This is a genomic window from Variovorax sp. PAMC 28711 (assembly GCF_001577265.1).
Lineage (GTDB): Bacteria > Pseudomonadota > Gammaproteobacteria > Burkholderiales > Burkholderiaceae_C > Variovorax.
Genome location: NZ_CP014517.1, coordinates 2,504,340 through 2,518,083 on the forward strand (window position 1 = coordinate 2,504,340; position 13,744 = coordinate 2,518,083).

14 protein-coding genes are annotated in these 13,744 nt (G+C 67.7%); 11 read left to right on the top strand and 3 right to left on the bottom strand.

Features of this window, described 5'->3' with window-relative positions; translation table 11 throughout:
* Nucleotides 1-25: 25 nt before the first annotated feature.
* The 3 genes from AX767_RS12245 to AX767_RS12255 are packed head-to-tail and all read left to right on the top strand — an operon-like array spanning nt 26 to nt 2,619.
* Nucleotides 26-1,177: a CaiB/BaiF CoA transferase family protein gene (locus AX767_RS12245; RefSeq protein WP_335338857.1), complete on the top strand. Its 1,152-nt coding sequence runs from the start codon at nt 26-28 to the stop codon at nt 1,175-1,177.
* Nucleotides 1,178-1,179: 2 nt separating this feature from the next.
* A complete protein-coding gene (locus AX767_RS12250) occupies nt 1,180-2,124 on the top strand; it encodes a LysR family transcriptional regulator (protein WP_068631599.1) in 945 nt (314 codons plus the stop codon).
* Nucleotides 2,125-2,166: 42 nt separating this feature from the next.
* A complete protein-coding gene (locus AX767_RS12255) occupies nt 2,167-2,619 on the top strand; it encodes a DUF2214 family protein (RefSeq protein WP_068631600.1) in 453 nt (150 codons plus the stop codon).
* Between the two features lie 78 nt (nt 2,620-2,697).
* Here AX767_RS12255 and AX767_RS12260 read toward each other — a convergent pair whose 3' ends face one another.
* Nucleotides 2,698-2,997 (bottom strand): hypothetical protein, encoded by a 300-nt coding sequence (locus tag AX767_RS12260; RefSeq protein WP_068631601.1) that lies wholly within the window; start codon nt 2,995-2,997, stop codon nt 2,698-2,700.
* Between the two features lie 132 nt (nt 2,998-3,129).
* Here AX767_RS12260 and argS point away from each other — a divergent pair, with 132 nt between their 5' ends.
* From argS to AX767_RS21685, 8 genes are all read left to right on the top strand, one after another.
* The gene (gene argS / locus AX767_RS12265; protein WP_068631602.1) at nt 3,130-4,815 is read left to right on the top strand and encodes an arginine--tRNA ligase; all 1,686 of its coding nucleotides are present in this window, start codon (nt 3,130-3,132) and stop codon (nt 4,813-4,815) included.
* 8 nt (nt 4,816-4,823) lie between these two features.
* Complete coding sequence (locus tag AX767_RS12270; RefSeq protein WP_068633644.1) at nt 4,824-5,546, top strand: SPOR domain-containing protein; 723 nt, start codon at nt 4,824-4,826, stop codon at nt 5,544-5,546.
* 86 nt (nt 5,547-5,632) lie between these two features.
* Nucleotides 5,633-6,277, top strand: a complete 645-nt coding sequence (locus tag AX767_RS12275) for a thiol:disulfide interchange protein DsbA/DsbL (protein WP_068631603.1) — start codon at nt 5,633-5,635, stop codon at nt 6,275-6,277.
* 82 nt (nt 6,278-6,359) lie between these two features.
* Entirely contained in the window at nt 6,360-7,049 is a 690-nt protein-coding gene (lptA, locus tag AX767_RS12280; protein ID WP_068631604.1) for a lipopolysaccharide transport periplasmic protein LptA, read from the top strand.
* A complete protein-coding gene (lptB, locus tag AX767_RS12285) occupies nt 7,046-7,837 on the top strand; it encodes an LPS export ABC transporter ATP-binding protein (RefSeq protein ID WP_068631605.1) in 792 nt (263 codons plus the stop codon). Before lptA ends, lptB begins: the two co-directional genes overlap by 4 nt.
* An 8-nt stretch (nt 7,838-7,845) precedes the next feature.
* Nucleotides 7,846-9,444 (top strand): RNA polymerase factor sigma-54, encoded by a 1,599-nt coding sequence (locus tag AX767_RS12290; RefSeq protein WP_068631606.1) that lies wholly within the window; start codon nt 7,846-7,848, stop codon nt 9,442-9,444.
* Between the two features lie 16 nt (nt 9,445-9,460).
* On the top strand, nt 9,461-10,729 hold the full coding sequence (locus AX767_RS12295; protein WP_068631607.1) for a THUMP domain-containing class I SAM-dependent RNA methyltransferase: 1,269 nt from the start codon (nt 9,461-9,463) through the stop codon (nt 10,727-10,729).
* The gene (locus AX767_RS21685) at nt 10,726-11,145 is read left to right on the top strand and encodes a putative toxin-antitoxin system toxin component, PIN family (protein ID WP_068631608.1); all 420 of its coding nucleotides are present in this window, start codon (nt 10,726-10,728) and stop codon (nt 11,143-11,145) included. Before AX767_RS12295 ends, AX767_RS21685 begins: the two co-directional genes overlap by 4 nt.
* Nucleotide 11,146: 1 nt before the next feature.
* On the opposite strand, the gene AX767_RS12305 is transcribed toward AX767_RS21685, so the two are convergent.
* A complete protein-coding gene (locus AX767_RS12305; RefSeq protein WP_082755002.1) occupies nt 11,147-12,040 on the bottom strand; it encodes a hypothetical protein in 894 nt (297 codons plus the stop codon).
* Nucleotides 12,037-13,647, bottom strand: coding sequence for an FMN-binding glutamate synthase family protein (locus tag AX767_RS12310; RefSeq protein ID WP_237288433.1), 1,611 nt, complete (start codon nt 13,645-13,647; stop codon nt 12,037-12,039). Before AX767_RS12310 ends, AX767_RS12305 begins: the two co-directional genes overlap by 4 nt.
* Nucleotides 13,648-13,744: the final 97 nt, after the last annotated feature.

Consider the following 13,744-nt stretch of genomic DNA (forward strand, 5'->3'; position numbering starts at 1 on the left):
ACCGCTGCCGTACGCCGGCATCCGGATGGTTGAGTTCACCCACATGGTGATGGGGCCGACCTGCGGCATGCTGCTCGGCGACCTCGGTGCCGAAGTCATCAAGGTGGAGCCGATCGCAGGCGACGACACGCGGCGCCTGCTGGGCTCCGGCGCCGGCTTTTTCCCGACCTTCAACCGCAACAAGAAAAGCATCGCGCTCGACCTGAAGCAGCCCGAAGGCGTGGAAGCAGCGCTCCGGCTCATTGCCACCGCCGACATCGTGAGCGAGAACTTCAAGCCCGGCACGATGAAGAAGCTGGGGCTCGACTACGACACGCTGAAAAAGTTGAACCCGCGCCTCGTGTACGTGAGCCACAAGGGCTTCTTGCCCGGCCCCTACGACCACCGCACCGCGCTCGACGAGGTGGTGCAGATGATGGGCGGCCTCGCCTACATGACCGGCCGTGCCGGCGACCCGCTGCGCGCCGGTACCAGCGTGAACGACATCATGGGCGGCATGTTCGGCGCCATCGGTGCGATGGCCGCGTTGCGCCAGCGCGAGCGGACGGGCAAGGGCTGCGAGGTGCAGTCCGCGCTGTTCGAGAACAACGTGTTCCTGGTCGCGCAGCACATGATGCAGTTCGCGGCCACCGGCCGCGCCGCCGACCCGATGCCCAGTCGCATTTCAGCCTGGGGCGTGTACGACGTCTTCACCGTCAAAGGCGGCGAGCAGGTCTTTCTGGCGGCCGTGAGCGACAAGCAGTGGGCCATCTTCTGCAAGGCCTTCGGGCTCGAAGCCCTGCAGGCCGATCCGCGCCTGAAGACCAACAACGACCGCGTGCGTGCGCGGGACTGGATGATGCCGATCCTGCGGTCGCACCTGGCCGACCGCAGCGCGGCCGAGCTCAGCGCGGTGTTCGAGGCCAACGAGCTGCCCTTCGCACCGATCGTCAAGCCGCAAGAACTGTTCGACGACCCGCATCTCAACGAGACCGGTGGCCTGGCGCCCATCCGCATGAACGACGGCAGCACGTCGACGGTGCCGCTCGCGCCGTTCACGCTCGATGGCGAGCGCCCCGGCATCCGCCTGCAGCCGCCGCTCCTGGGCGAACACACCGACGCGCTGCTGCGTGAAGTGGGCTACAGCGACGCGGAGATCGATGCGCTCAAGGCGCGGCAAGCCACGCGCGCCGGCTGAGCATGGACCGCCTCACGCAACTCGAATCCTTCGCCTCCGTCGCAACGCGCGGCAGCCTCACGGCGGCGGCGCGGGCCGAGGGCGTGGCGCCCGCCATCATGGGCCGGCGCATCGATGCGCTGGAAGAGCGGCTCGGCGTGAAATTGCTGGTGCGCACCACGCGCCGCATCACGTTGACGCACGAAGGCAGCGCGTTCCTGGAGGATTGCCAGCGCCTCCTTGTCGAGTTCGCGAACGCGGAGGCGAGCGTGAGTGCCGGCGGCGTCAAGGCCAGCGGTCATTTGCGCGTGACGGCGCCTGCGGGTTTCGGCCGTCGCCACGTCGCGCCGCTGGTGCCGCGTTTTCACGCGCTGCATCCCGAGGTGCGCATCTCGCTCAACCTGAGCGACCGTGTGATCGACGTCGCCGGCGAAGGCTACGACTGCGCGGTGCGGGTCGGCGACATGCCCGATTCGTCGCTCGTGAGCCTGCGGCTGGCCGACAACCGGCGCCGTTGCGTGGCGACGCCCGACTTCATCCGCCGGCACGGCGCGCCGCAGCAACCGAGCGACTTGGCGCGCTTTGCGTGCCTGACGCTGTCTAGCGACGCGTCGCAGACCCGCGGCTGGGCCTTTCGCGTGCCCAGGCGCCACGGCGACGAGGCAAGCACCGAGGTGATCCACCTCAAGCCGAGCGGTCCGCTCGATTGCTCCGACGGCCAGGTGCTGCACGACTGGTGCCTGGCCGGGCACGGCATCGCCTGGCGGAGCACCTGGGAGGTCGAGGCCGAGATCGACGCCGGTCTGCTGGTGCCGTTGCTCGATGCGTTCGCGGCACCGGCAAACGGGATCTACGCCGTGTTTCCGCACGCCAAGCACCTGCCGCTGCGCGTGCGGCTGTGGCTCGACTTTCTCAAGGCGCAGTACGGTCGCCCCGAGTTCTGGGGCGGGGAAATCCGGGCGGCGTAGGCAGAATGGCACGACCCCACGACGTTTCCAGAAAGCCCCCCGATGACGCTCGAAGCCATCCTCGCGTACCTGCACATCCTCGCCATCCTCACGATGGTCGTCTTCATCTCGAGCGAAGCCGCGCTGTGCCGCGTGCAGTGGCTCAACGCGGCGGTGGTCGAGCGGCTCGCGAAGATCGACATGGTCTACGGCATCGCGGCCCTCGCGGTGCTCGCCACCGGCATCGCGCGCACAGTGTGGGGCATCAAGGGCACGGCCTGGTACTGGACCCATCCGCTGCTGCACGTGAAGCTCACGCTTTTCATCATCATCGGCGTGGTATCGATCTTCCCGACACTGACCTACTTTCGATGGCGCAAGGCGCTGCGCGCGACGGGCGCGCTGCCTGCGGAGGCCGACATCAAGAAGACGCGCCGGCTGGTGATGGTGCAGGCGCACCTGATCGCGGTGATTCCGCTGGTCGCCGTGTTCCTCGCGCGCGGTTTCGGCAAGTAGCGCGCCCGCCCCGCACAGCAAAAAGCCCGCACGCAGCGGGCTTTTTTGCAGGTGACGTCGTGTGCGTCGGCTCGGCGATCAGCCCTTGGCGTCGGCTTCGCACTTCTTCATGAAGCTGTTCTTGGCGGCACCGGCGAGGGCCTTGCCGTTCTTGTCCATGGCCTTGGCGGCGCAGGCGGGTGCGGCGGACGACATCGTGTCCTTCTCGCACTTCTTCATGAAGCTGTTCTTGGCGGCGCCGGCCAGCGGCTTGCCGTTCTTGTCCATGGCCTTGGAATCGCAGGTCGCACCGGCGGCCGGCGCGGCCATCTTGTCCTGCGCGTGGGCGCCGAACGAGAGACAGGCGCCGAGAGCGATCAGGGAAAGGAGCTTTTTCATGGTGTGGTTGTCCTCGAAAGGTTGATGGGGTGACAGCAGCCCCGGGCCGGGGCCATTCATGCTAACGGTCCAGACGGGCTCGCGGATGACCGATCGGGCGAAGCCGGGGTTGGCCCCACGTAAAATTCACGGATGCTATTGGTCAAACAGGAGCTGCTCGCGGCGCTCGCGAACACGCTCGAATCCTTCTCGCCCGGCGCTGGCGCCAAAGCCGCGTTCGAGTCGCCCAAGGTGGCAGCGCACGGCGATTTCGCCAGCACGGCCGCCATGCAACTCGCCAAGCCGCTCGGCCGGAAGCCGCGCGAACTGGCCGAAGAACTGAGCGCGGCCCTGCTGGCCACGCCCGCTTTCGGGCAGTGGGTGCAGGCGGTCGAGATCGCCGGCCCGGGTTTTCTCAACATCCGCCTGAAGACGGCCGCCAAGCAGCAGGTGGTGCGCGAAGTCCACGTTGCCGGCGACGCCTACGGCCGTCAGCCCGTGACGGGCGAAAAAGTGCTGGTCGAGTTCGTCTCGGCCAACCCGACCGGCCCGCTGCATGTGGGCCACGGTCGCCAGGCCGCGCTCGGCGATGCCATCTGCAACCTGCGCGCTTCGCAGGGCGATGCGGTGTACCGCGAGTTCTATTACAACGACGCCGGCGTGCAGATCCAGACGCTCGCCAGCAGCGTGCAGATGCGCGCCAAAGGCCTGAAGCCCGGCGACGCCGACTGGCCGAGCGGCGAAAAAGCCGCGGCCTACAACGGCGACTACATCGCCGACATCGCCGAAGATTTCAAAGCGAAGAAGACCGTGAAATCGGACGATCGCGCGTTCACCGCGAGCGGCGACATCGACGACATCGACTCGATCCGCGAATTCGCCGTCGCCTACCTGCGTCGGGAGCAAGACCTCGACCTGCAGGCGTTTCGCGTGCGCTTTGACAACTACTACCTGGAGTCGAGCCTGTACACCAGCGGCCGGGTCGAATCGACCGTGGCCAAGCTCGTGGCCGCCGGCAAAACGTACGAGCAGGACGGCGCGCTGTGGCTCCGGTCGACCGACTACGGCGACGACAAGGACCGCGTCATGAAAAAGGGCGATGGCACGTACACCTACTTCGTGCCCGACGTGGCCTACCACGTCGCCAAGTGGGAGCGCGGCTTTCACACGGTCGTCAACATCCAGGGCACCGACCACCACGGCACCATCGCGCGGGTGCGCGCCGGCCTGCAGGGCGTGGGCGAGGGCATCCCGGCAAGCTACCCCGACTACGTGCTGCACACCATGGTGCGCGTCATGAAGGGCGGCGAGGAGGTCAAGATCAGCAAGCGCGCCGGCAGCTACGTCACGCTGCGCGACCTGATCGAATGGACCAGCACCGATGCGGTCCGCTTCTTCCTGCTGAGCCGCAAGCCCGACACCGAATACACCTTCGACGTCGACCTCGCCGTGGCGAAGAACAACGACAACCCGGTGTACTACGTGCAGTACGCACATGCCCGCATCTGCTCGGTGCTCGCCAGCTGGGGCGGCGACGCGGCGACGCTGCAAGATGTCGACCTGTCGGCGCTCGAGAGCCCGGCCGCGCAGGCGCTCATGCTGCTGCTCGCCAAGTACCCCGACATGCTGACCGCGGCCGCCAAGGATTTCGCGCCGCACGACGTCACGTTCTACCTGCGCGAGCTGGCCGCCAGCTACCACAGCTACTACGACGCCGAGCGCATTCTGGTCGACGACGAAAGCGTCAAGAAAGCCCGTTTGGCGCTCGTCGCCGCCACCGCGCGGGTGCTGCACAATGGCCTCGCGATTCTCGGCGTCAGTGCGCCGAGCAAGATGTGAACCTCACCATGAAGAAGACAAGCATGAACCTCGGCCGGCAGCGCGGCAACATCGTCATCGGGCTGATCGTCGGCCTGGTGCTCGGTCTCGGCGTGGCGCTGGGCATCGCGGTCTACGTGACCAAGGTGCCGATCCCGTTCATGAACAAGACGCAGCGTGGCGGCGTCGAGCAGGACGAGGCCGAAGCCCGCAAGAACCGCGACTGGGACCCGAACGGCCCACTGGCCGGCAAGGCCGGCGCCGCCAAGCCGCCGACCACCGTCTCACCCGTGGCCGTGCAGCCCGCGACCGTCGGGCCGCTGAACGCGCCGACCACGCCGTCCGGCCCGGTGCCGGTGGTGGTCGCGCCGACCCGGCCCAAGCCGGCGGCGCCGGTCGAAGCCTCGAGCGATCCGCTCGGCGACCTGGCGCGTTCACGTGCCGGCACCGGGGGCGGCTCGGTCCAGGCCTCGGCCGCACAGACCGCGCAGCCCAATGCCGCCGCCGGCGCCGACCCCTTCATGTACTTCGTGCAGGCCGGCGCTTTCCGCTCCACCGACGACGCCGAAGCGCAGCGCGCCAAGCTCTCGCTGATGGGCGTGGAAGCCAAGGTCACTGAGCGCGAGCAGGCCGGTCGCACCGTCTACCGCGTGCGCGCCGGTCCCTTCAACAAGAAGGACGACGCTGACCGCCTCAAGGAGCGGCTCGACGGCGGCGGTCTCGAATCCGCGCTCGTCCGCGTGCAGCGCTGAACGGCGCTTGACTTTTCTTTACCGGCTGCGGGTGGGAACTCCGCGCGGTGCAACGGGCTCTGTCTGCCCACAGGAGAACCTTCCACATGAAACGTCGTGATTTTTCGTTGGCCGCTACTTCGCTGGGCCTGATGGCCATTGCCAATCTGTCGCATGCCCAGGCGCGCATGCCCAAGGCCGGTACCGAGTACCTGGTGCTCGACAAGCGCGCGCCCAGCGACGCACCGGCCGGCAAGATCGAGGTGGTCGAGTTCTTCTCGTACAACTGCCCGCATTGCAATTCCTTCGAGCCCGAACTCGAAGCGTGGGTCAAGACGCTGCCGAAAGATGTGGTGTTTCGCCGCGTGCCGGTGCCTTTCGTGGGCAACGACGTCGAAGCCAAGCAGCGCCTTTTCTACGCACTCGAGGCGATGGGCAAGCTCGACGAATACCAGCCCAAGGTGTTTGACGCGATCCACAAGCAGCGCCAGAACGTGAACGGCGACGCCGCCATCATCGCGTGGGCCGAAAAGAACGGCCTCGACAAAACCAAGTTCACCGAAGCGTTCAATTCGTTCGGCGTGGCGAGCAAGGCCAAGCGCGCATCGCAGCTCACCGAGGCCTACAAGGTGAGCGGCGTGCCAGCGTTGGGTGTGGCGGGGCGTTTCTATGTCGACGGCGAACTGGCTGGCAACATGACGAAGTCGCTGCAGACCACGAATTTCCTGATCATCGAGGCGCGCAAGGGTTGAACCTTTCGACTGCCTGGGCGGGCTTTTTCGTCGAGGACGCGTCAGTTGGGCGTCTACAATCAGCAGCAAGTTTCGTGCCTCTATGAACCTGCGCTCTATCTCCTTCCCCCGCTTCCTGACCGCCGCCGCTGCCTGCGCCCTCGCGCTGGCGGCGGCCCTGCCGGCCCACGCCGAAAAGGCCGACCGCCTCAAGCCAATGAACATCGAGTCGGACGCGTTGCGTTACGACGACCTCAAGCAGACGAGCGTGTTCACCGGCAAGGTGCTCGTGACCAAGGGCACGATCGTCATCCGCGGCGCTCGCATCGACGTGCGCCAGGACCCGGAGGGCTACCAGTACGGCGTGGTCACGCCCGAGCCGGGCAAGCAGGCCTACTACAAGCAGAAGCGCGACGCGCCCGGTGACGAGTGGACCGAGGGCGAGGCCGACCGCATCGAATACGACAGCCGCGCCGACAACGTCAAGTTCATCGGTCGCGCCGTGATGCGCCGCCTGATCGGCGCCAAGCCCAACGACGAAACCACCGGCGCGCTGATCGTCTACGACCAGAGCAACGACACCTTCACGGTGAACGGCTCGGCCTTGCCGCCGGACGCCAGCGTGGCAGCCGGCACGCCGGGCGGCCGTGTCAGGGCCGTGCTGACGCCGCGCCAGCCGGTTTCCGGGGCGGCTGCGGGCGGCAAGGGCGCACCGGCACCGGCCGCTTCGCCGGCACCCGGCGCCGGCTTGCGTCCGAGCACCACGCTGAACGGCGGAGACGCGCGCAAGTGATCGAAACCGCGGGCACTGCAGACGTCGGCAGCCAGGGCAGCCGCCTCGAAGCGCGCGGTCTGCAAAAGACCTACGGCAGCCGCACGGTGGTGAAAGACGTATCGCTTGAAGTCCAGAAGGGCGAAGTCGTCGGATTGCTCGGCCCGAACGGCGCCGGCAAGACGACCTCGTTCTACATGATCGTCGGCCTGGTCCGCGCCGATGCCGGCGAGATCACGATCGACGGCGAGCCGATTGCGCACATGCCGATCCACAAGCGCGCGCGCATGGGGCTCTCGTACCTGCCGCAGGAAGCCTCGATCTTCCGCAAGCTCAATGTGGAGGAAAACGTGCGTGCCGTGCTCGAGCTGCAGCGCGAGGACGACGGCAGCGGCCGGTTCGTGCCGCTCTCCAAGGCGCGCATGGAAGAGCGCCTGACCGAATTGCTGACCGACCTGCGCGTCGACCATCTGCGCGATTCGCCGGCGCTCGCGCTGTCGGGCGGAGAACGTCGCCGCGTCGAAATCGCTCGCGCGCTCGCCACGCAGCCGCGCTTCATCCTGCTCGACGAACCGTTCGCCGGCATCGACCCGATCGCCGTGATCGAGATCCAGCGGATCATCAGTTTTCTGAAAGAGCGCGGCATTGGCGTGCTCATCACCGACCACAACGTGCGCGAAACGCTCGGCATCTGCGATCACGCTTTCATCATCAGCGACGGGCAAGTGCTGGCACAAGGCACGCCTTCGGAGATCGTCGACAACGCCGAGGTACGACGCGTGTACCTGGGCGAACACTTCCGGATGTAGCGGGGCGCATGAAGCAAGGCCTGTCGCTGCGCGTTTCGCAGCACTTGGCGCTCACGCCCCAACTTCAACAGTCGATCCGGCTGCTGCAGCTTTCCACGCTCGAGCTGAGCCAGGAAGTCGAGCAGATGCTTGACGACAACCCTTTTCTCGAACGCACTGCCGAAGAAGCGGCGCGCGAGGAGTTCGGGCTCGACACGTCCGACACGCCGGCGCCTCGCGAAGACGACCGCGACGCCGATTTTTCCGGGAGCACCGCCAGCACGTCGTCCGACGACACGCCTTCTTCCGCCAGCAGCGAGACCGAGTCGCCGGTCGCCGATGTGGCCGACCGCGAGCCCGACTGGGAAGGCGACGGCACCGTCGAGCTGACGCCCGACGACGGCGAATGGGGCGGCGACGCGCAGGCCAGCGGCAACAACCTCGGCCCCAACGACGGCAGCGAGCGCATCGACGCCACCGAGTTGGCCCGCAGCCAGGAATCGCTGCAATCGTTCCTGCACCGCCAGGCGCTGAGCCTGCGGCTCAATGCCAACGACCAGGCCGCGCTGCGCTTCCTGATCGAATCGCTGAACGACGACGGCTACCTCGAAGACTCGCTGCCGGCGCTGGCCTCGGGGCTCGCGGGCGACGACAACGACCAGTTCGACGATCTGGTTCATCATTTCCAGGTCGCGCTCGGCCTGCTGCAAAGCCTGGAGCCGGTCGGGGTCGGCGCACGCGACCTCGGCGAGTGCCTGGCGATCCAGCTTCGCGCGCTGGCACCTGCGAACGCGGCCCGCGAAAGCGAAAATGCCCGGCAGGTCCGCAAGACCGCCCTCCTGATCTGCAAGCAGCCAATGGAGCTGCTCGCGCGCCGCGACTTCAAACGCCTCGCCACGCTCACCCGCAGCAACGAGGAAGAGGTGCGCAGCGCATTGCAGATGATCGCGCGGCTCGAGCCCAAGCCGGGTCGTCGCTTCGTCGATGTCGAACGCAACATCGTGGTGCCCGACGTGATCGTCACGCGCACCGGCCGCGGCGCCACGCTCAAGTTCCGCGTGATGCTCAACCCCGACGTGATGCCGCGGCTGCGCGTGCACGACATCTACGCCGGCGCGCTCAAGGCGCACAAGGGCGAGGGCAGCCAGGCGCTGTCGCAGCGGCTGCAGGAAGCGCGCTGGTTCATCAAGAACATCCAGCAGCGCTTCGACACCATTCTTCGCGTGTCCAACGCCATCGTCGAGCGTCAGAAAAGCTTCTTCGTGCACGGCGAACTCGCCATGCGCCCGCTGGTGCTGCGCGAGATCGCCGACGAGCTGGGGCTGCACGAGTCGACCATCAGCCGCGTGACGACCGCCAAGTACATGGCGACGCCTTACGGCACGGTGGAGCTCAAATATTTCTTCGGTTCGGCGCTCGGCACCGAGACCGGCGGCAACGCGTCGAGCACGGCCGTGCGGGCGCTCATCAAGCAGTTCGTCACGGCCGAAGACATCAAGAAGCCGTTGTCGGACAGTCAGGTGTCGGAGATGCTGAAAGAGCAGGGCATCGAGTGCGCACGTCGCACGGTCGCCAAATACCGCGAGGCGCTGCGCATCGCGCCGGCCAATCTGCGCAAGGCGCTGTAGCCGCGACAATCGAGGGGTGAACGATCTCTCCCTATTTTTGCCTTGCGCCGCCGGCGTCGAGGAATTCCTGGCGCAGGAAGTCCATGCGCTGACTGGCCGCGTCGGGCAAGACCTGCTCACGCTGCGGGGCGGCGTCCGGGTGCTTGCCGAATGGCGCGACGCGCTCAAGCTCAACCTGCACAGCCGCCTCGCGCAGCGCGTGCTCATCGAGCTGGCCCAGGCGCCGTACCGCAGCGAGAACGACCTCTACGCCATCGCAAGCGGCGTGGCCTGGGAGATCTGGTTCACGCCGCAGCAGACTTTCAAGATCGAGACGACCGCCCAGCACAGTCCGCTGCAGAGCCTGAACTTCGCCACGCTGCGCATCAAGGACGCGATCGCCGACCGCTTTCGCGCCAAGGCGAACGGCGTGCGGCCGAGCATCGAGACGCAGTGGCCCGATTGCCGCGTGTTCGCGCACCTGACCACCGACACCTGCACGCTCTACATCGACACCAGCGGCGAGCCGCTGTTCAAGCGCGGCTGGCGGCAGGACAAGGGCGATGCGCCGCTGAAGGAAACGCTGGCTGCCGCGATGCTCGCCGCCAGCGGCTGGTGGAACCCCGAGACCGGCGAGGTCGCCCCCCAGCCGCTGTACGACCCGTGTTGCGGCAGCGGCACGATTGCGATCGAGGCCGCGCAGATCGCGGCCCGCATTCCGGCCGGCTGGCTGCGGCGCTTCGGCTTCGAGAAGCTGCTGCCGTTCCAGTCGCACGTGTGGGAGGCGATCAAGTCCAACGCAGCGCCGGCCGACGAGGTCGACGGGGCGCCCGTGCTCATCTTTGGCTCCGACGTGTCGCACCGAATGGTCGACTTCGCCGAGCGCAACGCCGAGCGCGCCGGTGTCGCCGCGCAGATCGAGTTCCGCGGCGGCGACGCCTTGCAGCGCATGCCGCCCGCCGGGGCCGGCGTGATCGTGCTCAATCCACCGTACGGCGAGCGCATCGAGGTCGGCGGCGTGGCCGGCCCCGACAGCGCGGGCCGCTTCGGTGCCCGCGAGGCGGCCGACGTCCAGGGCGGCGATGCCAGCGGCGATTTCTTTCCGCAGCTCGCCACGCACTGGAAGCGCAACTACGCGGGCTGGACCGCCTGGGTGCTCACGCCCGACCTCCAGCTGCCCAAGCGCATGCGCCTGAAGGAATCGCGCCGCGTGCCGATGTGGAACGGCCCGATCGAGTGCCGGCTCTTCAAGTTCGACATGGTGGCCGGGTCGGCGCGCGCGAAGCCGGCCGCCACCGCCCCGTGACCGCGCTGGTCATCGACACCAACATCGTTCTGGACCTGTTCGTTTTCGACGATGCCGCCGCGAAGCCGCTGCGTGCAGCGCTCGAAGCCGGCGCGGTCGAGTGGCTCGCGACGCCGCCGATGCGCGTCGAGCTCGAACGCGTGCTGGGGTATCCGCAGATCGCGCCGCGGCTGGCCTTCTACGGACGTGCCGCAGCCGACGTGCTCGCGGCTTTCGACCGGCACACGCGCATCGTCGACGCCGCGCCGAAAGCGCCCGTCACCTGCAGCGATGCGGACGACCAATGCTTCATCGACCTGGCCGTGGCGCACCGTGCGCCGTTGCTCAGCAAGGACCGGGCGGTGCTGACGATGAGGAAGCGGTTGGCGGGGTTGGGTGTGGCGGCACAGCCTGTCTGGTCTTCACAGGCGGTCTGATTCACCCCGCGTGCCAGCGCGCCAGCAGCCGCGCCACCGCACGCACCCGCTGCGTGTCCCTTCCCCACCTTCGCCCTGAAGGCAAATGCCGCAACCAGCGCATGCGGCGCGCGGCCGTCGTGAGGCGGTCGTGGACTTCGGGCGTCGCCGACGCCAGCACGGCGTGCCAGTGTTCTTCGGCCGCCTGCGGCGACGCGGCGCGCACGAGCATCGCGGTGGAGTGCAGGTAGCTGAGCCAGTCGCGCGTCTGGCATTCGGCGAGCGGCAACGTTTCGCCGGGGTCGTCTTCGAAGTCGATGTAGCCGATCACGCCGTCGGGGCACTGCACCAGGTTGCGGTCGAAGGCCTGGCTCAGGTACTTGCCGCGCGCATGGACGACGGCGATGGCGTCGAGCCCTTCGCGCCAGACCGTGAGCAATGCCGCGGGGCCGGCGGCCGCGGCTTGGTCGAGCCGCTCCTGCAAGACGACGGTGGCGCGTCCGCTCTCGCCGAGATCCGAGATGAGCAGGCCATCGGGTTGCTGCGCAAGCACCACCGGCACGCGCAGGCCGGCTGCGCCCAGCTCGCGCAGGCGCCGGGCCTCGATCGCGATCGCCGCTTCGCCGCCCGGATTCGGTACCGGCTTGAGCACGTCGAGCCGCAGCAGGCCGGCAATGGCCGCCATCAGGTGATAGCGCAGCTTGCCGTGCCGTGCGCCGGCTTTCTTGAGCCACACGCGTTCGCTGCCGAGGCGGTGGCTCACGACGTTGCTTGGCTGGCGCGGCAGCGTCGCGCGCAGGAATGCGGCGTAGTCGCCGGGCGCGGGCTCCTGGCCCGACGCGTCGAGCGGCGCAGGCGCCGAGGCCGCGCCCTTGCGCATCTGGATGCGAGATGAACCGGACCGTCGGGGATTCATGCGGCGAGCGCGAGCTCCTGTGACGCCGACGACGGTGTCAGCACCGGCTGGAAACTGGTCGCGGTCGCCAGCGGCCAATAGGTGCGGAACACGTTGTGCTGCTTGTCGAGCGAGCCGAGCAGCGCGCCGGGTTGCACCTGCATCACGAGGTTGCTGAGCAAGCGGACCTCGGTGTCGGAGATGCGCCGCACGATGTGGTGCGCGGTGATCTGGCGCGGATGGTCGAGGCCGGCGGCCTGCACCAGTTCCTGCAGCGCGTGCAGGGTGCTGCGATGGAAGTTCTGCACGCGGTCGGCCTTGTCTGGCACCACCAGCGCCTGCTGGCGCTGCGGGTCTTGCGTGGTCACGCCGGTCGGGCAGTGCCCGGTGTGACAGGTCTGCGCCTGGATGCAGCCGAGCGCCATCATGAAACCGCGCGCCGCGTTGCACCAGTCGGCACCGAGCGCCATCATCCGCGCGAGGTCGAAGGCGGTGATCACCTTGCCCGCGCATCCGATCTTGATGCGGTCGCGCAGGCCGACGCCGATGAGCGTGTTGTGCACCAGCAGCAGCCCTTCCTGCAGCGGCGCGCCGACGTGGTCGCTGAACTCGACCGGCGCCGCGCCGGTGCCGCCCTCGGCGCCGTCGACCACGATGAAGTCGGGCGTGATGCCGGTCTGTTGCATCGCCTTGACGATGGCGAACCATTCCCACGGATGACCGAGGCAGAACTTGAAGCCGGTCGGCTTACCGCCCGAGAGGTCACGCAGCTTTGCCACGAACTGCATCAACTCGACGGGCGTGGAGAACGCGCTGTGCGACGAAGGCGAGATGCAGTCCACGCCGATCGGCACACCGCGCGCTGCCGAAATCTCGGCCGTGACCTTCGGCCCCGGCAGCACGCCGCCGTGGCCCGGCTTGGCGCCCTGGCTCAGCTTGATCTCGATCATCTTCACTTGCGGGTCGCACGCGTTGGCGACGAAGCGTTCTTCGTTGAACGTGCCGTCGTCGTTGCGACAGCCGAAGTAGCCGGAACCGATCTCCCAGATCAGGTCGCCGCCGTGCACGCGGTGGTGCTGCGAGATCGACCCCTCGCCGGTGTCGTGCGCGAAGCCGCCCGCTTTCGCGCCCTTGTTGAGCGCCAGGATGGCGTTGGCCGACAGCGAGCCGAAGCTCATGGCCGAGATGTTGAACACGCTGGCGTCATACGGCTGCGCGCAGCTGGCGCCGATGGTGATGCGAAAGTCGTGGTTCGCGATCTTCGTCGGCACCATCGAATGGTTGATCCATTCGTAGCCCGCGATGGTCACATTCAGCTGCGTGCCGAAGGGCCGGTTGTCGGGCTCGCCCTTGGCGCGCTGGTACACCAGCGAGCGCTGCGCTCGCGAGAAGGGCGCGGCTTCCGAATCGCTCTCGATGAAGTACTGGCGCATCTCCGGCCGGATGTACTCCAGCAAAAAGCGCAGGTGGCCGATGACCGGGTAGTTGCGCAGGATGGCGTGGCGCGCCTGGCGCATGTCGTGCACGCCGGTGGCGCTCAGCGCCGCGAACCCCGCCACCGCGATCCACGCCGCCCAGAGTGCGGGCGAGAGCAGCACGGTCGCCAGACTCGCGACGAGGCCGACCACGCAAAGCGCGAATGCGCTGTAGCGGGCCGGAAAAGGGGTGCTTGTCGATGTCGAAATGAGGTGTCTCCGGAAGCCCTGCTGGCATCATAGAGGGCTC